Annotated in this window: 25 protein-coding genes and 3 pseudogenes; 16 read left to right on the top strand and 12 right to left on the bottom strand. The window is 70.0% G+C overall.

The features are described 5' to 3' along the window. Window positions 1–99 precede the first annotated feature (99 nt). Window positions 100–501, top strand: coding sequence for a hypothetical protein (locus tag OHB56_RS07755; RefSeq protein ID WP_406352373.1), 402 nt, complete (start codon window positions 100–102; stop codon window positions 499–501). Window positions 502–514: 13 nt separating this feature from the next. Here the strand turns inward: OHB56_RS07755 and OHB56_RS07750 are convergent. Further along, window positions 515–700, bottom strand: a pseudogene (locus OHB56_RS07750) (LuxR C-terminal-related transcriptional regulator); the annotation flags it as partial. Window positions 701–890: 190 nt separating this feature from the next. Here OHB56_RS07750 and OHB56_RS07745 point away from each other — a divergent pair. The 3 genes from OHB56_RS07745 (at window position 891) to OHB56_RS07735 (ending at window position 1,798) form a co-directional block, all read left to right on the top strand. Further along, window positions 891–1,190, top strand: coding sequence for a hypothetical protein (locus OHB56_RS07745; protein WP_406352372.1), 300 nt, complete (start codon window positions 891–893; stop codon window positions 1,188–1,190). An 8-nt stretch (window positions 1,191–1,198) separates the two neighbouring features. Further along, complete coding sequence (locus tag OHB56_RS07740) at window positions 1,199–1,543, top strand: hypothetical protein (protein WP_406352370.1); 345 nt, start codon at window positions 1,199–1,201, stop codon at window positions 1,541–1,543. Window positions 1,544–1,627: 84 nt separating this feature from the next. Continuing rightward, window positions 1,628–1,798, top strand: a complete 171-nt coding sequence (locus OHB56_RS07735) for a hypothetical protein (RefSeq protein ID WP_326751597.1) — start codon at window positions 1,628–1,630, stop codon at window positions 1,796–1,798. A 9-nt stretch (window positions 1,799–1,807) separates the two neighbouring features. Here the strand turns inward: OHB56_RS07735 and OHB56_RS07730 are convergent, their stop codons facing one another. The 6 genes from OHB56_RS07730 to OHB56_RS07705 all read right to left on the bottom strand — a co-directional run bounded on the left by OHB56_RS07730 (window position 1,808) and on the right by OHB56_RS07705 (window position 7,603). After that, window positions 1,808–2,353 (bottom strand): hypothetical protein, encoded by a 546-nt coding sequence (locus OHB56_RS07730; RefSeq protein WP_406352369.1) that lies wholly within the window; start codon window positions 2,351–2,353, stop codon window positions 1,808–1,810. A gap of 77 nt (window positions 2,354–2,430) precedes the next feature. Next, window positions 2,431–2,760: a DUF4387 domain-containing protein gene (locus OHB56_RS07725; protein ID WP_326751595.1), complete on the bottom strand. Its 330-nt coding sequence runs from the start codon at window positions 2,758–2,760 to the stop codon at window positions 2,431–2,433. Then, window positions 2,753–4,138, bottom strand: a complete 1,386-nt coding sequence (locus tag OHB56_RS07720) for an acyclic terpene utilization AtuA family protein (protein WP_406352367.1) — start codon at window positions 4,136–4,138, stop codon at window positions 2,753–2,755. The genes OHB56_RS07725 and OHB56_RS07720 overlap by 8 nt, the downstream gene beginning before the upstream one ends. Window positions 4,139–4,193: 55 nt before the next feature. Then, a complete protein-coding gene (locus OHB56_RS07715) occupies window positions 4,194–5,159 on the bottom strand; it encodes an NAD(P)-dependent oxidoreductase (RefSeq protein ID WP_406352365.1) in 966 nt (321 codons plus the stop codon). Between the two features lie 64 nt (window positions 5,160–5,223). Then, window positions 5,224–6,498 (bottom strand): MFS transporter, encoded by a 1,275-nt coding sequence (locus OHB56_RS07710; protein ID WP_326751592.1) that lies wholly within the window; start codon window positions 6,496–6,498, stop codon window positions 5,224–5,226. Window positions 6,499–6,520: 22 nt separating this feature from the next. Beyond that, entirely contained in the window at window positions 6,521–7,603 is a 1,083-nt protein-coding gene (locus OHB56_RS07705) for a tartrate dehydrogenase (RefSeq protein ID WP_406352362.1), read from the bottom strand. Window positions 7,604–7,753: 150 nt separating this feature from the next. Between OHB56_RS07705 and OHB56_RS07700 the strand changes: the two genes are divergently transcribed. From OHB56_RS07700 to OHB56_RS07680, 5 genes are all read left to right on the top strand, one after another. Continuing rightward, window positions 7,754–8,782 carry a LysR family transcriptional regulator gene (locus OHB56_RS07700; protein WP_406352360.1) on the top strand — a complete coding sequence of 343 codons (1,029 nt, stop codon included), beginning with the start codon at window positions 7,754–7,756 and terminating at the stop codon, window positions 8,780–8,782. After that, window positions 8,775–9,248 (top strand): MarR family transcriptional regulator, encoded by a 474-nt coding sequence (locus OHB56_RS07695; protein WP_406352358.1) that lies wholly within the window; start codon window positions 8,775–8,777, stop codon window positions 9,246–9,248. The genes OHB56_RS07700 and OHB56_RS07695 overlap by 8 nt, the downstream gene beginning before the upstream one ends. Before the next feature lie 74 nt (window positions 9,249–9,322). Then, the gene (locus OHB56_RS07690) at window positions 9,323–10,681 is read left to right on the top strand and encodes an MFS transporter (RefSeq protein WP_406358964.1); all 1,359 of its coding nucleotides are present in this window, start codon (window positions 9,323–9,325) and stop codon (window positions 10,679–10,681) included. Between the two features lie 318 nt (window positions 10,682–10,999). After that, the gene (locus tag OHB56_RS07685) at window positions 11,000–11,836 is read left to right on the top strand and encodes an MMPL family transporter (protein WP_406352357.1); all 837 of its coding nucleotides are present in this window, start codon (window positions 11,000–11,002) and stop codon (window positions 11,834–11,836) included. After that, complete coding sequence (locus tag OHB56_RS07680; protein ID WP_326751586.1) at window positions 11,824–12,231, top strand: hypothetical protein; 408 nt, start codon at window positions 11,824–11,826, stop codon at window positions 12,229–12,231. The genes OHB56_RS07685 and OHB56_RS07680 overlap by 13 nt, the downstream gene beginning before the upstream one ends. Here the strand turns inward: OHB56_RS07680 and OHB56_RS07675 are convergent. After that, on the bottom strand, window positions 12,223–12,759 hold the full coding sequence (locus OHB56_RS07675; protein ID WP_326751585.1) for a nuclear transport factor 2 family protein: 537 nt from the start codon (window positions 12,757–12,759) through the stop codon (window positions 12,223–12,225). The genes OHB56_RS07680 and OHB56_RS07675 overlap by 9 nt on opposite strands. 216 nt (window positions 12,760–12,975) lie before the next feature. On the opposite strand from OHB56_RS07675, the gene OHB56_RS07670 reads away from it, so the two are divergent. The 3 genes and pseudogenes from OHB56_RS07670 to OHB56_RS07660 form a co-directional block, all read left to right on the top strand. Next, a complete protein-coding gene (locus OHB56_RS07670) occupies window positions 12,976–14,055 on the top strand; it encodes an IS630 family transposase (protein WP_406352355.1) in 1,080 nt (359 codons plus the stop codon). Between the two features lie 21 nt (window positions 14,056–14,076). After that, a pseudogene (locus tag OHB56_RS07665) lies at window positions 14,077–14,535 on the top strand (transposase); the annotation flags it as partial. Window positions 14,536–14,731: 196 nt separating this feature from the next. Next, window positions 14,732–14,905: pseudogene (locus tag OHB56_RS07660) on the top strand (DUF4158 domain-containing protein); the annotation flags it as partial. A 45-nt stretch (window positions 14,906–14,950) separates the two neighbouring features. Here OHB56_RS07660 and OHB56_RS07655 read toward each other — a convergent pair. Further along, complete coding sequence (locus tag OHB56_RS07655; RefSeq protein ID WP_406352353.1) at window positions 14,951–15,802, bottom strand: hypothetical protein; 852 nt, start codon at window positions 15,800–15,802, stop codon at window positions 14,951–14,953. A gap of 148 nt (window positions 15,803–15,950) precedes the next feature. On the opposite strand from OHB56_RS07655, the gene OHB56_RS07650 reads away from it, so the two are divergent. The 4 genes from OHB56_RS07650 (at window position 15,951) to OHB56_RS07635 (ending at window position 21,158) form a co-directional block, all read left to right on the top strand. Beyond that, window positions 15,951–16,811, top strand: a complete 861-nt coding sequence (locus OHB56_RS07650; protein WP_326751582.1) for a VOC family protein — start codon at window positions 15,951–15,953, stop codon at window positions 16,809–16,811. Between the two features lie 97 nt (window positions 16,812–16,908). Then, window positions 16,909–17,724 carry a phytanoyl-CoA dioxygenase family protein gene (locus OHB56_RS07645; protein ID WP_406352350.1) on the top strand — a complete coding sequence of 272 codons (816 nt, stop codon included), beginning with the start codon at window positions 16,909–16,911 and terminating at the stop codon, window positions 17,722–17,724. Between the two features lie 54 nt (window positions 17,725–17,778). Continuing rightward, window positions 17,779–19,758, top strand: coding sequence for an FAD-dependent oxidoreductase (locus OHB56_RS07640; RefSeq protein ID WP_406352348.1), 1,980 nt, complete (start codon window positions 17,779–17,781; stop codon window positions 19,756–19,758). Further along, window positions 19,755–21,158, top strand: coding sequence for an MmgE/PrpD family protein (locus OHB56_RS07635; protein WP_326751579.1), 1,404 nt, complete (start codon window positions 19,755–19,757; stop codon window positions 21,156–21,158). The genes OHB56_RS07640 and OHB56_RS07635 overlap by 4 nt, the downstream gene beginning before the upstream one ends. Here the strand turns inward: OHB56_RS07635 and OHB56_RS07630 are convergent. From OHB56_RS07630 to OHB56_RS07620, 3 genes are read right to left on the bottom strand one after another with little or no spacing between them, the layout of a single operon-like run. Then, window positions 21,148–22,137, bottom strand: coding sequence for an ABC transporter substrate-binding protein (locus tag OHB56_RS07630; protein WP_388192279.1), 990 nt, complete (start codon window positions 22,135–22,137; stop codon window positions 21,148–21,150). The two genes, OHB56_RS07635 and OHB56_RS07630, sit on opposite strands and share 11 nt — an antisense overlap. Window positions 22,138–22,157: 20 nt before the next feature. Next, a complete protein-coding gene (locus tag OHB56_RS07625) occupies window positions 22,158–23,366 on the bottom strand; it encodes an FAD-dependent oxidoreductase (RefSeq protein WP_406352346.1) in 1,209 nt (402 codons plus the stop codon). Next, a complete protein-coding gene (locus OHB56_RS07620) occupies window positions 23,363–24,445 on the bottom strand; it encodes a cupin domain-containing protein (protein WP_326751576.1) in 1,083 nt (360 codons plus the stop codon). Before OHB56_RS07620 ends, OHB56_RS07625 begins: the two co-directional genes overlap by 4 nt. Window positions 24,446–24,650: the final 205 nt, after the last annotated feature.

Here is a 24,650-nt window from a genome sequence, read left to right as displayed (position 1 = left end):
AAGGAAGCGGACTCTTTGCGCGCATCATGAAAATTCACTCGTACAGGTTCTAAATCAGGCCATTTTCCCCTCCGGTGGCTGTCACTACGGTCGGTTCCCATGGTTGTCGGGACCGTCCTGGAAGCACGGCCTTGCTGCGTCGGCGCCGCCCTGACCCAGCTGCGCGCCGACGGTCACGCAGCCCCGGAGGTCAGGCGCGACGTCGAGGACGCCCCTCAGAAGGCCCTGCACGAGGCGTTGCGCGCCACCGTCCACAACACTTCCGGCAGCCCCGGCTCCCACTTCGGCCTTCCCGGCGTCAACACCTTCTGTCGGCCCTGGTCGACCCGGCGGCTCGTCGAGCGGCTGCACGCCTTCGCCCCGGACGCCTGCACATGGATGCTTCCGGGGAACCTGCCGGCCCAGGCGCGGGGAGAACGGGAGGACCAGTCCGCGGTCTCCCCGCGCCGGGGCGGCGAGAGCGGCGAGCAGAGGGAAGGACCCCCGACGCCCGGCCGGTAGGAAGCAGTACATGTCAAGTACCGGTCAGCCCGGCATTTTGGGCCCGAAGGGCCGCCTGGACGCGGTTGGTGACGTTCAGGGCGGTGAGGATGCGGCTGACGTGTGCTGTGACGGTGCTCTCCCGCATGCCGAGGGCGGCGGCGACGTCGGCGTCGCCGCCGGCGAGGAGGACCAGCGCGTCGCGCTCGCGGGGGGTGAGGGCATTGCCGGATGCCGGAAAGCATCCGCGCCTGTTGTCTGCCGTGCCCTGCAGATGAGGCGTCGCGTCCGGACTGCCATCCTGTCGAATCGGGGCGGCCCTTGGCGTTTGGGGTCGCGTGAAGTGAGAGAGTGAGACGCGGAGGCTCGGGGTCCAGGCCGATCCGCTGGAGACGGCCGGGGGAGTGTTCATGGCGTTCGTGGGGCTGGGCTGTGCGTGGTGGGGAGGGCCGGCTGTGCTCCGGCCGCCGAAGCCGTCCGGGGGGCCTGTGCGGGTGGTCCGCGCCTGGGAGCTCGGCTACGTGCTGATGGGTCCCTGTATGGCCGTCAGGATGGTGACCAGGCTGGTCGGCAAGGAGCCGGCCCGGCTGATGGCCATGACCTACTGGGCTGTCGAGCCGTTCCTGGTGTGCTCGATCACGGCGGCGTACGTATCCCGGCGGCGGGCACGCCGTCGGGCCGGGGCTGCCACCGTCGGGCGGCACAAGTGAAGCGGCCCGTGCCCTGGAGTGAGGCGGCACTCGTGATCGCCGTCTGCTGGGCGGTCAGCGGTCTGGGACACGGCGTGCTCGCAGCCCTCGACGAGCCGCAGTTGTCCGTCGCGCCCCTGATCGGCCTGAGGCTGGCCCAGTGGTTCTTCGCGCGTCACCGCTGTTGGCGGGCCGCGGTCGCGGCGAGCCTCGCGGGGCCTGTCGTGCTGTTCGGGCTCGTGGACGTCCTGCGGCCGGATCTGGGCCGGTACGTGGCGGATGCCCTGGCCACGGGGTCCGCGGCGACGGTCGCCCTGACCGTCTTCGCCCTGGTCGGCCGCGCAGGCGGGCGCCATCATGACGCGGCAGGCTGACCCCGGTGTGGCCAGGACCTCTCACCAGGAACAGCCCGATGCTCACGGGGCAAGAGCTCCGGTCCACCCCTCGGGAGAGCTCTCGTGAAGAAGAACGACAGCATGACCACCGGCTTCCCCCTCGTCATCGGCACCGTGATCGCCGCCGGCAGCATCACCCAGGACAACTACGGCGGCGCCGCCTTCGCCGTCGTGACCGGTGCGATCATCTCGCTCGTCCTGCACATCAAATCCAGCCGTGACCAGGGAAGTTGAGTGCGGTGCTCAATTTTTCTCCCCCTCGGCCCGACCCGGCCCGAACGAGCTGTACCGTTCGCCGACCTCGAGCACCTGGGCCGGGTCGACGAGCACACGGTCCTGCACCTCGACGGGCGGATCCCGTGAGTCGGCCGGCTCGTAGATCGCTCCCCGAACCCGTCGCGGCATCTCTCCGCCGGCCTCCAGCCGCACGCCGTGTTCGGCGCGGGCGGAGACCACAGTGCCGGAGAGGCGGCGGTCGATGGTCGACGGCGCGGTGCACGTCCCCTTCCTCCCGCCGGGCTGGGTCCACAACCGCTCGACGAACATCACCAGCGTGCCGGGGGTGACGGCGAGCACGGGCACCTCGGAGGAGGCGCAGAACTTCGTCCAGCTCGCCCAGTCCTGGGCGTAGCTTCTGCGGGTGGACTCCGGGCGGCCGTCGGCGACGGTGCGCACGGCCTGGCGGTCGGTGTGGTCGAGCGCGGCCCGGGTCGCGGTGTCGTACTCCTCCGGCCGGGCCGTCGCGGCCGGGACGACGACCGGTTCGAACGTATTCTGACCATCTGACATAAGGCACCCCGTTCACCGGATTTACGCGCTGCCATGGAACCTCGATATGGAGAGGCCGGTGAAGGGCCCAAATGTCGTCAGGCGGAGGGCACGGGCAGCATGGCCAGGGGCACGTGGTGCTGACCGGAGTGAACGTCACGGTCGTGCAGGGACGCCTGGGTGACGGGGCGCGGGAAGGAGATCTTGACGACGTTCAGCGAGGGGATGCGGAAGATCTGGATCTCGTCGGGGAGCACGCCGTAGAGGCGGGCGACGGTGCGCTCGTCCAGGAACGCCTCGTCGGCGGCGATGCGGTAGGCCTCCGCGTTGCGCAGGAAGAGTTCCATAGTGACCCAGAAGGGTCCGGCGTTCTTGGAGCGGACCTCGAACGACAGGTCGGCGAGGGTGGTGGGGCCGGTCTCAGCCATGGTGCGCGGGCTCCTCGGTCTCGATGCGGAACATGTCGGTGGGGGTAATGCTGTCGACGGCGTGGTTGAGCACGAACTCGTAGGCGGGTCCGCGTTCGGTCTCGGCGGGCGAGGTGGCGAAGGCGAGACTCGGCAGGTAGTTCATGTCGGGGGTCGGCAGGTGCAGCATCAGAGGGTTGGCGATCTTCGCCACGGCGGTGGCGGTGGCCTGGTCCGGGGCGTTGACGAGGAGCATGACGCCGACCTCACGCGGCGGCCCCTGGGCCGGGTCGTGCTCACCGAGCACGGCGTTGTAGCCGTAGAGGCGCACGTCGAAGGTGTACTTGTCCGCGCCGAGGCCGAGGGTCTGCTCGACGCGCTCAGTGAGCGTCACGCGCAGCAGGTGGGCCCAGTCCTCGATGTTCGCGAGGATGTGCGGGTCGCGGATGGCGCTGAACGACACCGTCTCGTAGCCGGTGATCCGGGCGCCTTCGAGCTTGACGGTGTGCTGCTCGGCGACGTGGAACCGGGAGCCCTCCACGCGCACTCGGCGGTCGTCGAGGGCGGTGTACGTGGCCTCGCTGACGTCCAGGGTGCCGTCGGGCTCGCGCATCCGGTACGGGTTCACGGTTTCGTAGAGCATGTGCGCGGCGACCAGGATCGGTGTGCACGACACCTCCGGGTGGAGCGGCTCGATGGTGAAACCGTCGGCGTCGATGGTGGCCAGCACCCCGCCGGAGCGGGGGTTGCTGGTGCACTGCCCGCCGCACTCGACGATCTTGGAGGCGTGCCAGGTCGGTCCGGCCGGCATGCCCTTCATGAGGGGGTAGGCGGCCGCGACGGCCGTGTCGGTGGCGCGGCCCGCGAGCACGACCTGGGCGCCGGCCTCCAGGGCGGCGACGATCGGCTCGTGTCCCATCATGCCGACGATGTGCGTGCAGTCGTCGAGCGTCTCGGGCTGCAACTCCCCCAGCGGGGGCAGCGGGCGGATGTGGCCGTCGGCCAGCCGCTCCTTGAGGCGGCCGGCGTCCTGCTCGCTGTAGATGCGCGCGACCCGCAGGTCCAGACCCTCCTCGGCGAGGAGATCGGCGACGATGCCGGCGACCCAGTCCACACCGTTGTCGGTGCCGCTGGTGCCGCACGAGCCCACGATCAGCGGGATGTCCGCGTGTGCTGCGGCCTTGAGCAGCACACGCAGGTCGCGGGCGACCGCCGCGCGCGTGGTCTTGGGCTGCGAAGAGCCCAGGTAGTAGGGGCCGGAGTCGGTGCTGCCGCCGTCCACGGAAATGACGTCGGCGCCCAGTTCCAGGCCGCGTTCGATCGTGATGTCGGGAAAACCGGCGCCGAGCATGCCCGTCGGTGCCAGGACCCGCACGGAGCCAACCGCTTCGTTGTCCATCGTTCTGTTTCTCTCTCTCGTCGGTCTCTCAAGTGGTCTTTCAGGTGACGCCCGGTCACCGGCCCGGCAGGAAGCGGGTGTTGACCGGGAAGCGGGGGCGGCCGTCGAGGGCGGCGACCACCTCCGCCGCGCCCTCGATGCCGGAGGCTTTCCGGGCTTCGGCGGTCTGCCCGGCGAGGTGGGAGTAGACGACGATCCCGTCCACGTCCCGCAGAGGGCTCTCGGCCGGGAGCGGCTCGTCGGACACCACGTCGAGAGCCGCGCCCGCGATCCGTCCCGTACGGACGGCCTCGGCGAGGGCCGGCTCGTCGACGATCGCCCCGCGCGCGGTGTTGATCAGGATCGCCGTCTTCTTCATCCGCAGGAATGCCGAGGCGTCGAGGAGACCGCGGGTGCGGTCCGTGAGCGCGGTGTGGACCGACACGTAGTCGGCGGTGGCCAGGAGTTCGGGAAGGGCGACGAAGCGCACGGCCGGATCGGTGCGCTCGACCTCGGGCACACCGGTCGTGCAGAGCACCTTCATGCCGAAGGCCCGGGCCAGCGGGGCTACGGCCCGCGCCGCCGCCCCGTACCCGATCAACCCGAGCGTGGAGCGGCGCAGTTCGCGGCCGTCCTCCCGCGGCCAGGAGCCCGCCCTGACCCCCGTCGCGCTGTGCACCAGCCGCCGGGCCGCGGCCAGCAGCAGGCCGATGGTGTACTCGGCCACGGCGTTGGCGTTCACGCCCGGAAGGTTGCTGACCGTGATGCCGAGCCTGCCCGCGGCGGCGATGTCGATCGAGTCGTATCCCACGCCGGTCCGCACCAGGGCGCGAAGTCGGGGTGCGCGGGACAGGACCTCGGCGGTCAGGGGTTCGTGGGCGACCAGTGCCGCGTCGATTCCGGCGAGCGCGGCCACGAGCGAGTCGGGGTCACGGCGGCCGGTCATCGGCGCGTGGACGGTCGTGTGGCCGTGCCTGCCGAGGTATCGGTCGGTCTCGTCACCGGGGTGCAGGTAGTCCGTGGTGATCAGGATGCGGGGCACGTGTTCCTCATCTCCGGCGGTGCCGGTCCGTGGAAGGCTGACGGGGTTGCCAGGACGGAAGCGGCTACTGCGCGAGCGTCAGTGCGGCGCGCCGTCGAAGTGTGCTGATCCGGGTGACGACGACGATCGACAGGGCGGCGACCACCGCGATGTCGACGAGCATGAGCGACCAGCCGGTGATGTCCACCATCCCGCCCACCAGCGCCGGGCCGAGGAAGCCACCCGCGGTCCAGCTGACGGTGTACAGACCCCCGTAGGCCGCGAAGACCTGGGCGGAGGGGGCGAGGTTCCACAGAACGACGACGGCGTTGACGAGGAAGCAGGCCCCGCCGGCCGCCGCGAAGCACAGGGCCGCGACGGTTCCGGTGGAATTCTGCACCGATGTTCCCAGCACCATGGCGGCGGCGAACATCGTCATGCCCACGGTCATCACCCGCAGTCGGCCGAAGCGTTCGGCGAACATGGCCGCGGGGTAGGCCGCCAGGATGAACGCCACCCCGCTGGGCAGGGTGAGGCTGCCGGCGTCGCCCCGTGCCATGTCCAGGGCTTCCATGCCGTAGGGCGTGATCAACGACCGGGACGATGCCCAGGCGCTGCCGAAGAGGAAAATCGCGGCGAGGAGCAGGAGCCGGCTGCGGTCGCGGTCCTTGACGATGTCGACGAAGGTGTCACGCACCCGTGGCGCGACGCGGTCCGCCCCGTGCGCGTCCTCGCTCTCCGCCGGCAGGGACCGGTAGGCGGGGGAACGGCTGTCCCGCACGGTGACGGCGAGCACGCCGATGGAGATCAGCATGATGACCGAGGGAATCGCGAACGCGATGTTCGGATGGTCGTCGACCAGCAGGAGGCTGACGAGCGCGGCGACGATGGTGGTGAGACTGGAGGCGATCTTGACGGCCGCGTTGGCGCGGCTGCGTCGTTCGGGGGCGATGAAGTCCGGTACGAGGGCCTCGGCGATCGGTTTGAAGCTGTTGGCCACCAGCGCGTAGCAGAACATCACGGCGATCAGGAGTGTCGGGGACGCCGCGGCGTGCGGGATGAGGGTGAACAGCACGGCGGCGATCGGCATGCCGATGACCAGGTAGGGCATGCGCCGTCCCCACGAGGTCCTCGTGCGGTCCGACCGGGCGCCGATCCACGGCTGGATGAAGATGCCCAGCAGGTTGTCCATGCCCATCAGCAGACCCACCAGGGCCGCACTGGCGATGTGCTCCCGCAGCAGCGGAGGAACCTGCGACTCGTAGAAGTTCCAGGTCGACTCCTGCGCGAAGACCGCGAGAGCGACCAGGAAGGTGATGCGCCGCGTCCCCGAGCGTTCCCCTGCCGACGTCGTTGCCATGTGGGCCCGTCCTTCCTCGAGGTCAGGCCGAGGCCGCGATGTGGTCCGCGATGGCCTTGCCCAGTCCCGCCGTGGTGCCGGTGCCGCCGAGGTCGGGGGTGACGACGTGGGGCTGCTCATGCAGGACGCTCTCGATCGCGGTCACCATGTGATCGGCTGCCGCGTGCTCGCCGAGGTGGGTGAGCATCATCGCGCCGCTCCAGATCTGGCCGACGGGGTTCGCGATGCCGCGGCCGGCGATGTCCGGGGCCGAGCCGTGGACCGGCTCGAACAGGCTCGGGAACGTCCGGTCGGGGTTGATGTTGGCGCTGGGGGCGATGCCGATCGTGCCGGTGCAGGCGGGCCCGAGGTCGGAGAGGATGTCGCCGAAGAGGTTGCTGGCCACCACGACGTCGTACCGGTCGGGCTGGAGGACGAACTTGGCGGTCAGGATGTCGATGTGGTCCTTGTCCGCGGTCACGTCCGGGTAGCGGACCGCCATCCCGGCGGCGCGCTCGTCCCAGTACGGCATGGAGATCGAGATCCCGTTGCTCTTGGTCGCCCAGGTCAGCCGCTTGCGGCGGCGGGTGGCGGCCAGCTCGAAGGCGTAGCGCAGCACACGGTCGACGCCGGTCCTCGTCATCACCGTCTCCTGCAGCACCGTCTCCCGGTCCGTGCCCTCGAAGATCCGGCCGCCGATGCTGGAGTACTCGCCCTCGGTGTTCTCCCGCACGACGAAGAAGTCGATGTCGCCGGGCCGGTGGTCCCGCAGCGGGCTGCGTACCCCGCGCAGCAGCCGGACCGGACGCAGGTTGACGTACTGGTCGAACCCTCGCCGCATCTGCAGGAGGCTGCCCCGCAGCGAGACGTGGTCCGGGACGACTTCGGGCCGGCCGACCGCCCCGAAGTAGATCGCGTCGAAGCCTCCGAGCACGTCCCGCCAGTCCTCGGGCAGCATCGTGCCGTGCTTCAGCCAGTAGTCGGCGCTGGCGAAGGCGAACTCGCTGACGTCGAGGGCGAACCCGTGGACCGCGGCGGCTGCCCGCAGGCTCCGTAAGCCCTCGGGGACGACCTCTCGGCCGATCCCGTCTCCCGGAATCGCTGCGATGCGGTAGGTCTTCGGCACGGGCTGACTCCTCGGCCTGGGTGATCGATGTGCGTGTCCCGCGGGGGCCCGCCCCCGCTCAAGAGGGCTGCTCTGCTCGCGGTACGGCTTCACCTTGGCGAGCGCGGCCGGACGGTACAAGGGCGTGACAGGCAAGGTATGTTTTCTCCGATGGAAAGCCTTCGCCACTCGGCCCGCTCTCCGGTTGCGACCTCGGCTCACGAGGGTGACCTGTACTTCTTCCACGTGGTGGCATCGAGCGAGACTCTGACGGCCGCGTCCCGGGAACTCGGCTGTTCCCTCCCCGTCGTCAGCAAGCGCCTCAGCGCGCTGGAGCGCCGCCTCGAGGTCCGACTCGTCCAGCGCGGCGCCCGGCGGCTGACTCTGACCTCGGAAGGCGCGCTGTACGCCGCGCGCCTGGCGGCGATCCTCGAGCAGATCCGGGCACTCGAGGACACTGTCAGCGGCAAGGCGGGAGAGCTGCGCGGAACCGTCGTCGTGGAGGCCACGCTGGGCATCGGCCGCGCACACATCGCGCCTCTTCTCGGCGAGTTCGCCGCCGCTCACCCCGGCGTGCACGTACGGATGCAGAGCTCCGCACTCCCTTTGCGGCGGCGCGACTTCGACGTGGCCGTGCACGTGGGCACACCGCCCGACTCGACGTTGCGCATGCGGCGCCTCGCCCGGAACCGGCGCGTGCCCTGCGCGGCACCGTCCTATCTCGCCGAGCGTGGCACCCCGGGCCGCATCGAGGACCTCGCCGACCACGACTGCATCGTGCTGCGCGAGAAGGAGAGCGACTTCGCGCTCTGGCGCTTCGGGGACGAGGACCGTCCTCGGCACGTGCGGGTCGACGGCAGCCTGTCCAGCAACGACGGTGACGTGGTGACCGCATGGGCCCTGGAGGGCCGTGGCGTGATCATGCGCTCGGAATGGCAGGTCCAGCCCCATCTCGATCGTGGCGAGCTCGTCCGCGTCCTGCCGCACGTGCCGACGCCGGCCGCCGACGTCTATGCCCTGCTGGAGGGCGACGGCCATGTGCCGCGCCGGGTCGGCGCGCTCATCGAGCACCTCGTCCGGCGACTGCCCGAACGGCTGGACGACGCGCGCCGAGAAGGGCCCGACCGGTCGGCCGCAGCAATTTCGACAGTCTCAGGTGTTCACCCTGGGGTGTCGTTCTATGCTGCGGAGCATGACTGAGCCCCAGGAAGTCCTGACCGAAGCGGCGATCCAGGCGGCAGGCGACGTCTGGGTGGTGCAGGCCCGGCTGCGCCGCAGGCTCGCGGCTCTGGAGGGCATCGGCGGCCCGGGGCGAGACGGAGCGCGGGAGCTCACCCCCGCCCAGGCTTCGGTCTTGCGGCGCCTCGCCAAGCACGGCCCCGCCTCCGCGAGCGAACTCGCCGTGGCGGAGGGCGTCCGGCCGCAGTCCACCGCCAAGACCGTCGTCGCCCTGGAACGAGCCGGGCTCGTCGTGCGCAGCCAGGACCCCGACGACGGGCGTCGCCTGCTCGTGTCACTCACCGAGCGAGGGCGGGCCCGTCGCCAGAGCGACCGCCGCGCCCGTCAGGCTTGGCTCGCTCGTGCCCTCCAGGAAATGGGCACCGAGGAAGAGGTGCGGGCCGTCATCACGGCGATGGCTCTGCTCGACAAAGTGGCCCAGGCGTGAACCGGTTGACGAGACGCCGACGTCGGCCCGGTGCGCCCCCGCCCGAGGGCTTCGACCGGCGCCTGCTCGCGCCGATGATCCTCGGATCGGTGCTCAACCCGATCAACTCCTCCATGCTCGCGGTCGCGCTGATCCCCATCGGGCGCGCCTTCGACGCGCCGCCCTCGCAGACCGCCTGGCTCGTCGCAGGTCTCTACCTGGCCACCGCCGTCGGCCAGCCGGTCGTCGGCCGGCTCGTCGACACGTTCGGGCCGCGTCGGCTGTACCTCGCGGGCACCACCCTGGTCGGGCTCGCCGGCCTCCTCGGCACCCTCGCGCCGCACCTATGGGTGCTGGTCGTCTCGCGTGTACTCCTCGGTTTCGGCACGTCGGCCGCCTACCCGGCGTCGATGTCACTGCTGCGCTCCGAGGCCGACCGCACCGGGAGGCAGAGCCCGAGCGGGGTCCTGGCCACGTTGTCGATCTGCAACCAGACGATCTCCGTCGCCGGTCCTGCCCTTGGCGGCCTGTTGATCAGCGCCGCCGGCTGGCACTGGATCTTCGCGATCAACATCCCTCTGTCCCTGGCCTGTCTCGTGCTGGGCGCGCTGTGGCTCCCGCGCACCGTCCCGCAGGCTCGGACGGCGGGCACCGACGTGGTGGGGATGCTGCTGTTCGCCGGTTCCCTGACCGCGTTCGTGCTCTTCCTGATGCACCCGGCCGCCGGACGCTGGTATGTGCCGGTGCTCGGCCTGGTCGGGGGCGCGGCGTTCGTCCGCAGGGAACTGGGCGACCGGGAGCCGTTCCTCGACCTGCGTGTCCTCGGCGGGAACACGCCGCTGCTCGCCACGTACGCCCGGCAGCTCCTGACCTATACCGCGTCGTACGCCTACCTCTACGGACTGAGCCAGTGGTTCCAGGACGGTCGGGGGCTGAGCGCGCCGCAGGCCGGTCTGCTGGTCCTGCCGATGTCGGTGACCGCCATCTGCGTCACCGCGCTCACCGGTCGGCGTCGGCAGGTGCGGGGAAAGCTCGTCGTCGGCGCTGTCGCGCAGTGCTTGGGCTGCGGCGCCCTCCTGCTGCTCCGCGATGAGAGTCCCCTGTGGCTGCTCGTTCTCGTCAGCGAGCTGCTCGGGCCGCCGCAGGGCCTCAACGGCCTGGCCAACCAGAATGCCCTGTACGCGCAGGCCGACCCCGCCCGCCTGGGCGCCTCCGCCGGGCTGCTGCGCACCTTCATGTATCTGGGCGCGCTACTCGCCTCCGCCGCCAGTGCCCTGTTCTTCGGCGAAGGCGCCACCAGCGCCGGACTGCACCGGCTGGCCTGGCCGCTGCTTGGCGTCGCGACCGTGTTCCTGCTGGTGTGCGCCGGGGACCGTTCGCTGGCCCGCGTGGGTCGCGAGGAGACCGTCAACAAACCCTCAGGTTCGGTGTGGGGCGGCCGTCAAGTCCGCTGAGGAGGCTGTACGGGTCGGCTTCTTACCAGTGAGGGAATCAGTAAGAGCTACGCTTCTGTACCGGCTGGGCGCGTTCTCCGCCCGCCGATGGCGAACGATGTTGATCGGGTGGTTGCTCACCCTGGCCGCGGTGGTGGGTCTGGGGCTCACCTTGGCCGGCTCCTTCACGGACAGCGGCTCCATCCCCGGCTCGCCGGCTCAGACGGCGCTGACCAAGATGGACCGCCACTTCCCGGAGCCGGACCAGCAGTCGGCGCAGATCGTGTTCCAGGCTCCTCCGGGCCAGAAGGTCACCGACGCGGCCCCCCCCGCACGGCGGTGTCGGACGCGCTGGAGGCCATGGGCCGTATCTCCGGGGTGAGCGAGGTCGAGAATCCGGCCGAGAGCGGGACCGTCTCGAAGGACGGCCGTACCGCCGTGGCCGAGGTCACGTTCGCCACCAAGGAGGCGGACGACGTGCCGGACGGCACCCTGGACGCGGTGAGGGCCGCGGGCGACGGGGCCGAGCAGGCGGGCCTGAAGGCCGTGTACGGCGGCGAGCCCTTCGAGACCTCGCATCCGCCGGTCGGCCCCGGCGAACTGGTCGGACTGGGGGTGGCCCTGGTCATCCTCGTCATCACGTTCGGGTCGCTGCTCGCGGCAGGCTTGCCGCTGCTCACGGCGGTCCTCGGGATCGCCGGCACGATGGCCGCGGTGATGGGCCTGGCGACGTGGTTCGACGTCTCCGACAACGCGCCGACGCTGGCGATCATGCTGGGGCTCGCCGTTGGCGTCGACTACGCCCTGTTCATTGTCTCCCGGCACTGCACCCAGCTCGCGGACGGGATGCCGGTCCGGGAGTCAGTGGCCCGGGCCACCGCGACCGCGGGCAGTGCCGTGGTCTTCGCCGGCGCCACCGTCCTCATCGCCCTCGCGGGCCTGTCCGTCGCGGGGGTGCCGATGCTCACCTCGATGGGCCTGACGTCCGCCGGAGCGGTCGCCGTCGCCGTCGTCACGGCCGTCACCCTGCTGCCCGCCCTGCTGGCCATGGCCGGCCACAGGCTCGTACCCGAGGCCCGCAAGAAGCGCAGGCGCCCTCGGGCGTCCGGCACCGCGGCGCTCGCCTGGGCGTGCGCTGGGTCCAGGGCGTCCTGCGCCACCCCGTGCGCAACCTGATCCTGGGAACCGTCGCGCTCGTCGCCTTGGCCGTCCCCAGCACTCAGTTGAAGCTCGCGCTCACCGACGAGGGCTCCGTCGAGGCGACCAGTTCGAGCCGCCAGGCATACGACATGATCGGTGACGCCTTCGGCCTCGGCGCCAACGGCCCCCTCGTCGTGCCCGTCGAGGATGACAACCCGGCCACCGTCACGTCCACGGCCGCCACCGTCGAGAACCGGCTGCAGGGAGTGCGCGGCATCGCGGACGTCAGCGGCGTCGACGTGGCCAGGGACAAGACGGCGGCACGGATCCAGGTCGGCCCGGAAACCGGACCGAGGTCTCGGCAGCAGCTGTTCAGCGGGGCCGGTCTTCACCGGAGTCGGCACGCCGACTCCGGCCGCACCTCACGGTAGGCGGTCGCTCCTGTTGGCCAGCTGATTGAGGGGGCCGCCTGTCAGAGTCGCAAGCTGGTTCGTCACGACGGGCAGCCGTGACAGAGCCGCAGGCTCGATGAGTCGGGCTTGAGCGAGGACCGATGCTTGGTCCCAGTAGATGTGCTCGCTCGAGATCAGGGAGTCCTCGAACGTCACGATGGCGATTACGGCGATGCTGACGGGGTGTCCGGTCGGGGCCACTCCCGGGAGGATCCAGGGGACCTGACTGTCATGGGTGAATGTGACCAGCATTTCATCGACGATGCGGTCGCGCCCCGTGGTGCGGCTCAGTGATTTGATGGTGAGGTCCTGCGGATTGTGTCCTACGAACCAGCGGGTGTAGAAGTCCCGGACTGCGGGCCTGCCGCGGGCGCCCATGGCTGTCGGCACATGGAGCACCTCGGGTGAGTCCGTCATCGTGGCCATGGTCGCATCGACATCGAGTGTGACGAATTCGCTGCTGGTGTGGAGTTCCCAGATGCGCCCGAGATCCTGGGCGGTGGTCATGAGCTGCCTCCTCGAGGTCGGACAGGCGGTGGCACTGATCCTTCACTGTGTCGGTGCCGGCACGGCTGAGACGCGCCGAACGGGACAAACCACGTCTTGACTCTGCCGCGTAAATGCTGACTTCGGCGTTTTGGGGTCAGGCTGGCACTGATCCTGTTGGCGTCCCCCGGATGCGGCGGTAGACCGGGAGGTATGAGGTACGCAGACGGTGGCGGGATGACCGCTAAAGAGCGTGCACGGCGTGAGGCGGTGCGTCTGCGGGCGGCCGAGCTGTTCGCGGTCGGGGTCGGTGCCCCGGAGGTGGCCCGGCAGCTGCGGGTGTCACCGAAGTCGGCCTGCCAGTGGCGGCGAGCCTGGGCCGCCGGCGGCACAGCGGCCCTGGCTTCCACCGGGCCGGGTGGGCAGCGGTGCAGGCTCGGCCCGGCCCTGCGCGGAAAACTGGCCGCCATGCTGGAGCAGGGCCCGGCCGCGCACGGCTGGGACGAGGACCAGGTGTTGACCGGTGCCCGGGTGGCAACCCTGATCGGCCGGAAGTTCCACATCTCCTACAGCGTCTCGGGGGCGACCCGGCTGATGCACCGGCTCGGCTTCACCCCGCAGGTACCCGGGCGACGGGCCGCCGAGCGCGACGAGCAGGCGGTGACCGCCTGGAAGGAAGGCACCTGGCCGGAGATAAAAGGACCCGGGCGGCCACCGACGGCTGGATCTGCTTCGAGGACGAAGCCGGCCGGCAACAGCGGCCGCCCAAGGGGCGCACTCCCCCAGGCTCCGCCCGGGGGTGCCCCCAGGGGCCGACGCGGACACACCCCGGTGGTGACGGTGTCCGGCCGCCGGTCGGGCCGCATTTCCCTGGCGGGCCTGATCGCGCTGCGGCCCGGCTCCTGGACCCGGCTGGGCTACCGGATCCGCGTCCACTACAGCCGCAGAGGCGAGCGGCGCAGCCTGTCGGAGGCCGACTACATGCACCTGGTCGATGGCGCCCACCAACTGCTGCGGGCGCCGATCGTGCTGGTCTGGGACCGGCTCAGCACCCATGTCTCGAAGACGATGCAGCAACTGGTGGCCGCTCGCTCGTGGCTGACCGTCTTCCTGCTACCCGCATACGCACCGGAGTTGAACCCGGTGGAGGGAGTGTGGGCACACTGCCGACACAGGCTGGCCCACCTCACCGCCGGTACGGTCGACCGGCTGGAAATCCTGGTCCGCAACCGGCTCAAGAGCCTGCAGTACCGCCCCGCGGCCCTGGACGGTTTCATGGCCGAGACCGGACTCCAACTCGACCCACCACCGCCCTGACCTCAAAACGCCGAAGTCAGTAACGGCGAGCGGAAGTACCGGTGGCGTGCCGTCGACCAGGACGGCACCGTGCTCGACATCCTTGTGCAGAACCGGCGCGACAAGGCCGCCGCCAGATGCTTCTTCCGCAAGCTCCTCAAGCAGACCGGCACCGTGCCGCGGGTGATCGTCACCGACAAGCTCCGCTCCTACGGCGCCGCCCACCGCGAGGTCATACCCTCGGTCGAGCACCGCTCGCACAAAGGCGTGAACAACCGGGCTGAGAACCCCCACCAGCCAACGCGCCGGCGCGAACGTGCACTGAAGGGCTCCCGCTCCGCCGGCGCAGCACAACGCTTCCTGGCCGCGTTCAGCGGCATCTCACCCCACTTCAGACCCCGCCGCCTGACGGCCGCGCACGGCCACCGATCCGAGAGGGCCGTCCGCTTCGCCATCTGGGACCAGATCACCGGTGCCGCCGCCACGCCCACCGCGGCCTGACCCGAAACTGCCACCCGGCCCCACCACACCCCGACACGCCATCAGCTGGTCACACCCACACCAACGTGACAATGCCTGACGCTCGGGTACCACCGAATGTGGGCCAGAGCCGTTAAATTGACACACCCTGCGCAGGAGAGGTGAAGGAGTCACAACCACTCGTTGATGTCCCAGGTCGTGGACCCCTCAGTTCGCCCAGCTCCTGCCGGGCGATCCGCTGGATGTGCCGTGGCCGGTGGTGGAGCACCTGGCCGAGCAGCTCGGCATCGAGGACGTTTCGGACGTGAAGCGGTACACCGAGCGTCCGAAGACCGCGTACGAGCACGCGTGGGAGATCCGGGACGCGTACGAGCATCACGAGTACGACGAGGTCACGCCGATATTGGCCGGCAGTCGGATGCCATCGTGACGCCAGTCACTTCGCGGGTGTCAGGGGCTCGAACCCCTCCTCATAGCTGCCCTGGCCGTGGCTGACCCGCACGGTTCCGAAAGGCCCGGCGGTCAGCGTCGCGGTGGCGTCCGGTGCGAGCTCGAGAGCACGCCCCTCGCATGGCAGGACCACGACCTCACCGGGTTGGACCGGGCCGAACAGCGCGATCGAACGACGCAGCGCATGGGCGAGCTGCGTCCACGTCCCCGCAGGCAGCAAAAAACGTCCCGCGGCAGTGTCCGTCGCCAGATCGAGCCCGATCAAGGCGAGGTCTACGCCCGTGGGAGCGAGCCAGGTGTCGGAGACGACGACATGCCCCGCGTGCGCGTTGTCCGCGATGCGCTCCAGCGTCGTCGAGGGCTCGTCGATGACGGTCCGCCGACCGTTGAGCACCAGCGCTGCGTACATCCCTGCGGCGGCGGCATGGATCTCAGGCACGGTGACGTCGAGGTGGTGCAGCGGGGTGCCGATCCGGACGGCGAAGGCACCCGTGACCAGTGGTTGGACGAGCTGGTTGCTCGGGATCACCGCTCCCGAGCCGTGCACCGAGCTGCTGAGGTAGTAGCCACCGACAGCGACCGCCCCGTCCGGAGACTCCGGCAAGGACACCGCCCGCCCGGCCACACGGCAGCCCTCGTCCATGGCTCGCCGGAAGTTGAGTGCCGCGACTGTCTCCGCGCCTTGTTCGGCGTACGGCTCCAGCAGGGCGGTGATGCCTCGGGCCGGACGTCCGGTCAGGTCGGCGTTGATGAGCATGTTGGCCGCGCGTTCGAGGTCGGCGTGTTTCCGGGTCTCGTCCCACGGCGGCGGCTCTGTGGTCTGAGGGTTGGCGGGCATCGGCACATGGTGTCCCGGCATGTGGTCGGGGTCGCTGTATGCGGTTTCACGCAGTGGCACCGCAGGAATGAGCGATGCGCGTGACCGGCACCACACTCCGAGAAGGCATGCACAACGGCCTGGGACCGGCATGCAACGAGGAGGAGAGATGAGACGCATCCGCGAGTTCGGATACCTGGTCGCGACCGTACGCGACATCGACGCCTGGAAGGTCTTCGCCAGCGATGTGCACGGCATGCAGATCGTCGAGCACACCGAGGACCGGCTGAAGCTCCGGCTCGACGAACGCAGCTGGCGCATCGACCTTCACCGGGGCGAGGTCGAGCACATCGACGCGGTGGGCTGGGAGGTCCGCGGTCCGGGCGACATCGAGGCAATCGAAAAGAAGTTGCGCGATCACGGCTACACCCCGCACCGCGCCACGACCGAGGAGGCCGCCTCCCGAGAGGTCACCGACTATCTCGCCTTCGAGGACCCCGATGGCAACGGCGTCGAAGTCTACTACGGCGCCCGGCGCGACCAGACGCCGTTCATCTCGCCGACCGGCGCCCGCTTCGTCACCAAGAACATGGGCATCGGCCACGTGATGTTCGCGGTCAGTTCCTCGGCCCCCTTCCGCGAGCTCTACATGGACATCTTCGAGCTCGGGCTGAGCGACTTCATCGACATCGGTCCCGACCCGGGAACCTTCCTGCACTGCAACCCGCGCCACCACTCCATCGCCTTCGCCAACCGCCCCGGCGTCGCTCCTCGCCTGGGCCACCTGATGGTGCAGGTCGACGACATGGACACGGTCGGACGTGCGTACGACAAGGTCCTCGACGGGGCCGCCGCACTCGGCTCGACGCTGGGCAAGCACACCAACGACGAGATGGTCTCCTACTACGTCAAGACGCCGTCGGGCTGGGAGATGGAGTACGGCTACGGCGGCCTGGAGATCGACGAGGAGACCTGGGTCCCCGGGCGCTGGAGCGCCGCGCACTTCTGGGGCCACAAGCGGGTCGGCTAAGCCGTACGTACGACAAAAGAACGAATCATCCGATTGACCAGATGAATTTCATCTGGTGTTCTGGTCTTACGCAACTACGCATGAATAGGGCTCATCCATGACTGCAACGCTCGCCGAGTCCCGCGTCGAGGACTACCGACGCGACGGCTTCCTCTTCCCGATGCGCGCCATGAGCACCGAGCGAGCGGCGTCCTACCGGGCTCGGCTGGAGGCCTTCGAGGCCGAGCACGGGCCGCAGGCCGGCCCCGTCCTCCGCTCCAAGTCCCACTTGGTGCTGCCCTGGGTCAACGAGATCATCCGGCTCGACCCGGTGCTGGACGTGGTCGAGAGCATCATCGGCCCCGACATCTACTGCTGGGGTTCGTCGTTCTTCATCAAGGACCCGCACCACCCCGGCTTCGTCGCCTGGCACCAGGACGCGCCGTTCTCCAACATCCCCGCGGGCGGGGAGATGCTCACCGCCTGGATCGCACTGGCCCCCAGCATCCCCGAGAACGGCTGCCTCAAGGTCGTGGCCGGCACGCACACCGAGCAGGCGCCGCACTCCTTCGTCGAAGGCACGGACAACCTGCTCTCGCAGGGCCAGGAGATCGCCGTCGAGGTGAACGAGGACGACGCCACCTCGCTCGTCCTGGAGCCGGGGGAGTTCTCCCTGCACCACCAGTTCATCTTCCACGGTTCGGCCCCGAGCCGCTCCGACCAGCGCCGCGTCGGCATCGCGGTGCGCTACATGGCGCCGTACGAGCGCGAGGGCGAGCCCACCGACTACGCCACGCTCGTACGCGGCGAGGACCCGTACAACGCCTTCATCCCCGAGCCCGTCCCGTCCTCCGACATGGACCCGGCGGCGGTGGCCTACCGCAACGACCAGCTGGTGCGACTCCACGGTGACCGCTACCGGACCACGATGTGACGCGCCTTCGGACGACGTCGTAGGACCTCACCGCGTAAAGGACGGAAGACCCCCATGCCCGACGCTGCCTACAGCCGCCTGCTCTCCCCGGTCACGGTCGGGAGATTCACGATCCCGAACCGGATCATGCTCACCACGCACAACCCGAAGCTGAGCGAGGAGCGCTACCTCAAGTACCTCGAGACCCGAGTGGCCGGCGGCGTCGGGCTGGTCGGGATCCCGGTGCTCCACGAGGCCATCTCCACCCTCGCCTTCGTGGACACCGGGCACCTCGACCATGTCGGCGTCCACGACATCGACAACGGTCCGGACGCCGAGACCGAGGAGGGCGACGCCTACTACGACGAGCGCCTCCTGCCGTCGCTCCGGGCTCGCGCCGAGATCGTGCACCGGCACGGCGGGGTCGCCTTCGGCCAGGTCGCCAACCGGGGCGCGATCCGGCTGCCCGAGACGTTCCAGGCGATGGTGTCTCCCAGCGGCCTGCCCGACCCACAGGTGCGAGCCCAGCCGCACGAGCTGTCCACCGGCGAGGTCAAGCGGGTCGTGCGTCTCTTCGCACGTGCGGCCTCCCGCGTCCAGCGGGCCGGCCTCGACGGCGTCGAGATCCACGCCACCCACGGCTACCTGATCGAGCAGTTCCTCTCCCGCACCACCAACCGTCGCACCGACGAGTACGGCGGCTCGCTGGAGAACCGGACACGGTTCCTCGTCGAGACGATCGCGGCGATCCGCGAGGCATGCGGCCCGGACTTCCCGATCGCGATGCGGATCAGCGGCCACCAGGCCGAGACCGACGGGCTCACCACCGAGGAGATCTGCCGGATCGTCAAGGCGGTCGAGAAGGACCTCGTCTACGTCAACATCACCGCCGGCACGATCATGGCGCTGCACGACGGGGTCGTTCTCCCGTATGTCGCCTCCACCCTCTTCGAGCCCGGCTTCAACGCCGAGGCCGCAGCGGCCGTCAAGGCCGCCGTCTCGATCCCGGTGGGTCTGACCGGCCGGATGAACAGCCCCCAGCTGATGGAGCGGCTCCTCGAAGAGGGCGTCTGCGACCTGATCGGCACCACCCGGGCGCTGCTGGCCGACCCCGACTTCATCCGGAAGACCGCCGGCGGGCGTGCCGACCGGATCCACCGATGCATCGGCATCAACGAGTGCCACTACCCCGACCGGGCCTCCTCCTGCCCGGTCAACCCCTGGGCCGGCCGGGAGGACGAGCTCGACCTGCCCGACCCCGTCCGCCGCAAGAAGGTGCTCGTCATCGGCGGCGGCCCGGCCGGTCTGATGACCGCCAGGACCGCCGCTCAGCGCGGGCACGACGTCGTGCTCGCCGAACGGTCCGACCGGCTCGGCGGCAAGATCGCGACCCTTGTGAGCGACCCGTTCCGCAAGGAGATGGCCAACCTGCTCGGCGACCTGGTCCGGGAGGTCCACGAGGCGGGCGTCGAGGTGCAGCTCGGCCGCGAGGTCGGGCCCGGGGACATCGCCGCGTACGGTGCCGACGCGTTGGTCGTGGCCACGGGCTCGGTGCCCGACATCCCCGACATGGCCGGGATCGACGACGTGCCGGTCTACTCCGGGCTCTCGCTGCTGGAGGAGGACCTCGACCGGATCGGTGACCGGGTGCTGGTCGTGGGCGGGCTCAACGACCACGTCGCCCCGCTGGCGGCGGCCGATTACCTCGCCCAGGCGGGCAGGAGCGTCACGCTGATCTCGGAGTGCCTGCTCCCCGGGCAGAGCGCCGAGCCGTCCATCCTCCACCTGCTCACCAAGCGGCTCCACGAGAAGCAGGTCGACATCCGGCCGGTCACCCGGTTCCACAAGGCGGGGGTGGAGCCTGAGCTGTACGACGTCTTCAGCGGCCGGATCAGCTCGATCGGGCAGGTCGACGCGGTGGTCTTCGTGACCACCTCCACACCGGTGCCCTTCCCCGAGACCGCCGGCGAGTTCTATCGCGTGGGGGATGCCCTGGCACCCCGCCGACTGGTCCACGCGACCCTCGACGGTGCCCGCACGGGGAGCCGGATATGACGGCGCCCGTCCCCTCCGAGGTCACGGCGGCGATCCTCGCCGCCGTGACGCGCACGCGTTTCGAGGACCTCCCCGCGGCAACCGTCCGGCACGCGAAGCAGCGGATCACCGACATCGTCGGCTGCGTCATCGGCGGTGCGGACACCGCCGGCAGCCCTGAACTGCGCAGCCTCCTCGTCGCTCGGGGCGGAAGGCCCGGCGCCACGGTCCTGCCCGGCGGAGAGCGCCTCCCGACCGCCCCGGCCGCGTTCGCGAACGCCATCGCGGCCCGCGGCAACGACTTCGGCGTGCTCATCCCCTACATCGGCACCACACCGGTCTGGTCGCACATCTCCGAGTCCACCGTGCCGGCCGCCCTCGCGATGGCGGAGAGCACCGGCGCGTCCGGTCGTGAGCTGATCACCGCCCTCGTTCTCGGCGACGACCTGGCCGCCCGGCTCACGGCGGGAGCGACGTACGTCCCCGGAGCCGGATGGGACAGTCCGGGGCTGGTCAACAAGTTCGGCGTCGCAGCGATCGCCGGCAGGCTCCTCGGCCTGGACGAACTCCGGCTGCGCGACGCGTTCGGGATCGTGCTCCACCAGCTCGGTGGCACCTTCCAGGCGATCGACGCCGGCGCCCACACCTTCAAGCTGGCCCAGGGCCTGGCCGCCCGCGACGGCATCGAGGCGGCGGAGCTCGCGGCTCACGGCTGGACCGGCAGCCCCGATCCGTTCTTCGGTCCGAACGGCTACATCGACATGTACTGCGACGGCGTCGACCTGGACGTCGTGGCGGATGGTCTCGGCGCCGTCTTCCACGGTGACGCGACCTTCAAGCCCTACCCCTCATGCCGCTTCACCCACTCGGCGATCGACTGCGCGCTCGAGGTCGCCGCCCGGCTCCGTGAGGCCGGCACGGACGCCGGACAGATCGGCCGGATCCACCTCGACGTCGCGCCGATGCACGTCGACTCACCGCTGGACCAGCCGTTCGCCCCCGGCCGGAACCCGCAGGGCCACGCGATCTTCAGTCTGAGGTACGCCGCGGCCAGCGCGCTCCTCCGCGGCCGGGCGGCTCTGGCGGAATACACCGAGGAGGCGGTCGGCGACCCCGCCGTCGCGGCGCTGGCCGACCGCGTCTCGATCACGGGTGGCCGTCCGATGGCGACCCCCGAGGCAGCGACTCTCACGGTCGGGCTGCGGGACGGTACGTCCCTGACCGCCAGTCGCGACACGGCCACGGGCAACCCGCTCTCGTCTCCGCTCAGCGCGGCCCGGATCGAGGCCAAGTTCCGTGCCAACTGGTGCTTCACCGGGATGCTCGAGCCGGCCCGTGCCGACGACGCCCTCGAACTGCTCGGCCGGCTCGACGAGGTCGACGACCTCGCCGAGCTGACAGCGATCCTGGTCAGACCGTGAAGCCGGCGGCGGTCGTGGTCTCGGCGAAGAGCTCCTCCGGGCTCCACTTCCGCTTGGCGAGTCCCTGACGCCTGGAGTAGCGCAGGAACGTCTCCAGGGTGTGGCGGTTGGCCTCCACCCCGTACTTCCAGAAGTCCTCGCCCATCACCTCGACGGTCTCCTCGAGGTGGTGGGCCAGCCACGGCAGCATCAGCTTGAGCGAGCTGCGGTACTCGAGGTCCTCCCGGGCCAGGGCGAGCGACTGCTCGAACGCCTTGAAGAGCGACAGCGGCACCCACGGGTTCGTCTCGACGACGTCACGTCTGATCGCCACCACGTGCATGATCGGGAAGATCCCGGTGCGCCGGTAGTAGTCGGCCTCGACCGCCTTGTAGTCCGGAAAGAGCCGGGTCACGTCGGGGCTGGTGTGGAAACTGGACGGCGTGCTGGCGCTGAAGACCGCGTCGAGCTCACCGGCCGCGAGCATCTGCGAGAGCGTCTGCTCGGGACCGATGGGCCGCACGGAGATGCCCTCGGGCAGGTCGAGCCGGATCTTCTCGCTGCGGCCCCTGTCCTCGACGCCTCCGGTGAAGAACCGCATGTCCTCGACGGCGACGCCGTACTCGTCCTCCAGCATGCCGCGCTGCCAGACGCCCGCGGTGATCTGGTACTCGGGCAGGCCGACGCGCTTGCCCCTCAGGTCGGCCGGTGAGGCGATGCCGCTGTTGCGGTTGACGAACATCGACTGGTGCCGGAAGTAGCGTGACGGGAAGGCGGGGACGGCGACGAACGGCGCGCCCTGCTCCAGTGTGAGCACGTACGACGACAGGCTCATCTCGCTCAGGTCGAACTCGTGGTGCTTGATCTGGCGGTGGAAGATCTCCTCGACCGGGAGGGTCAGGTAGTTGAGGTCGATGCCCTCGGCCCGCACCCGTCCGTCCTGCAGAGCGCGCAGGCGGTCGTAGTTGGTGGCCGCGATGGTCAGGTTGAGCTTGCTCATCAGAGGATCGTCAGCCGCTTTCAGCTCTTGGAGTAGATGTCCATGTGGCCGGGCACCCTCGGCGGTGCGACGCCGTCGGTGCCGTAGAGCCACTGGGCCAGGGAGTAGTCGTTGTCGGCGAGCGTGCCGAGGTAGGCGTCGCGCAGGATGGCACCGGCGCCGCCGAGGTGGACCATCTCGCCGAAGAACCGGGTGTTCTCCTGCACCGCGTTGGTGCGCGGGTAGCGGATCTCCTCGTACTTCGCGAGGGCGGCCGGGACGTCCGCGGCGCCGTTTCCCAGAGCGTCGGCGAGCACGACCGCGTCCTCCATGGCCTGACCGGCGCCCTGCGCGAGGTACTGCCGCATCGGGTGCGCGGCATCGCCGAGCAGGGTGATGCGGCCGTCACTCCAGCCGGCCATCGGCTTGCGGTCGAACTGCACCCATCGGGTCTCCAGGTCGAGAGTGTGCAGCGACTCCTTGATGTGGTCGCAGGTGTTCGCGAACCGCTCGAAGAGCTCCTCGCGGGTGGCCCATTGCTCACTGCCGGGTGCCGCCGTGCGGCTGCGGAAGGAGAGCACCCGGTTGAGCAGCTCGCCGCCTTGGACGGGGTACTGCATGAGGTGGATCTCGTCGCCGGCGAAGAGCATGACGGCGTCCTCGGTGCCCTCCGGCCGGGGCCCGGGACCGCGGTAGATGACGTACTCCGACCGGATCGGCTCGGAGTCGTCCAGCGTCAGCCTGCGTACGGCCGAGCGCAGGCCGTCGGCGCCGATGACGGCGTCGCCCCGATAGGTACTGCCGTCGGCGCACTGGACATGCGCGGCGGTGTCGGTCTGCTCGACGGCGACGACCTCCTTGCCGGTCACGACCTCGACGTTGCCGGTGGCGAGGGCGACCTCCAGCAGCGCGTCGAGCAGGTCGGCGCGGTGGATGACGGTGTACGGGGCGCCGTACCGCTGCACGAACTCCTTGCCCATCGTGGCCTGGTAGATCTCGTTGCCCGTGTAGATGTCGCGCAGGACGAAGCGGTGCGGGAGAACCGCGGTGCGCAGGACGGCGTCCATGACGCCGAGGTCCTGGAGGACGCGCCCGGCGTTCGGGCCGAGCTGGAGGCCGGCGCCGATCTCCTTGATCTCGGGGGCGCGCTCCAGGACGGTGACCTCCATCCCGCGCTTGGCGAGGGCGACGGCGGCGCTCACGCCGCCGATTCCCCCGCCCACGACGACGATCTTGTCAGCTGCGGTCATGACTGCTCCTCCCGCTCTTCGCGGTAGAGCCCGAACGGCTCGTACAGGGGTCGGTCGTTCATGCTGAAGAGAACCGCGTCGGTTCCGTCGTCGGCGACGTGCCGGTACGTCGACCAGGACGGGATCGCGAGGAAGTCGTGCTGCTCCCAGTCGAAGCGCTCACCGTCGATGACCGTGTGGCCGGCCCCCTCGACGGCGCAGAAGATGACGCTCGAGGTGTGCCGGCGCGTGATCGCGGCGTTGCCGGCGGGCACCAGGTGCATCCCGCAGGTCATCGTCGGAAGGACCGGCCCGCCGGTGAGGGGGTTGGTGAACTCCAATTCGACCCCGTGCTCCGGGGAGCCCTCGTCCACCCGCAGTTTGGCGAGGGCCTCCTTCGTCGCGGCGTACGGGTATTTGGTCAGTGGCGAGTGCAATGTCCCGGAGCGGGTGCCGTACGGAACCATCCCGGTGCCGTACCGGTTGGTGCTCGCGTCCTCGGCCTGGGTGAGCGGCTGGAGCTGCTTGCCGGGAAAGTCCTCGTAGAACTGGGCGTTCATCGTCTGCACGAAGGGGACATCGAGCGCGTCGAGCCAGAGCATGGGCTCGTCGCCGTCGTTGCGGTGATCGTGCCAGGTCCAGCCGGGGGTCAGGATGAGGTCGCCCGGGTTCATCAGCATCGGCTCTCCCTCGACCATGGTGTGGCCGGAGCCGGAGAGCATGAGCCGGATCGCGGACGGTGTGTGCCGGTGCGCGGGGGCTGTCTCGCCGGGCAGGACGAGTTGGTAGCCGGCGATCATCGTGTGCGTGGTGCCCTTGCGGCGCGCGGGGTTGACGGCGTTGAGGGCGCGGCGATCGGACTCACCGCCCAGGTCGACCGCCGTGGCGGCCTCGTCCATGAGCGCCATGACGTCGCGTCGGTGCCAGACGTGGGGAACGTCGGTGACCACCGGCTCCGGAGCGTCGGTGCCGGGGACACGCCACAGGGGGGCGAGATGGGCCTCGCCCAGACGCCCGTAGAAGGCGGCGTCGGGTTCTCCCGGAACCGCGAAGTTCGGACCGGTGCTCGCCGCTGCACGGCTTTCGGCTGTCGTACTCAAGCTGTTCCTCCAGAGGTGGGGAGGGTGGTGCCCAGAAGAGTCCTTCGTGTCGCGGGGAGCGAGCCATGCGGCTGTGTCACCAGGTGGCATCGCGTTCAGGTGGGCGTGCTGATCGGTGCCTAGGCTCCGCAGGTGTGCCTCCATCCACCGATCTCGCCGGGACCCGCACCGGGAAGGAACCGTGCACGGCGGTGTTCCTCGGTGC

It is taken from the genome of Streptomyces sp. NBC_01635, assembly GCF_045209715.1.
GTDB classification, from domain to species: domain Bacteria; phylum Actinomycetota; class Actinomycetes; order Streptomycetales; family Streptomycetaceae; genus Streptomyces; species Streptomyces hirsutus.
Note: the sequence above shows the minus strand (reverse complement) of the source record. Positions and strands in the feature narration are given on the sequence as shown.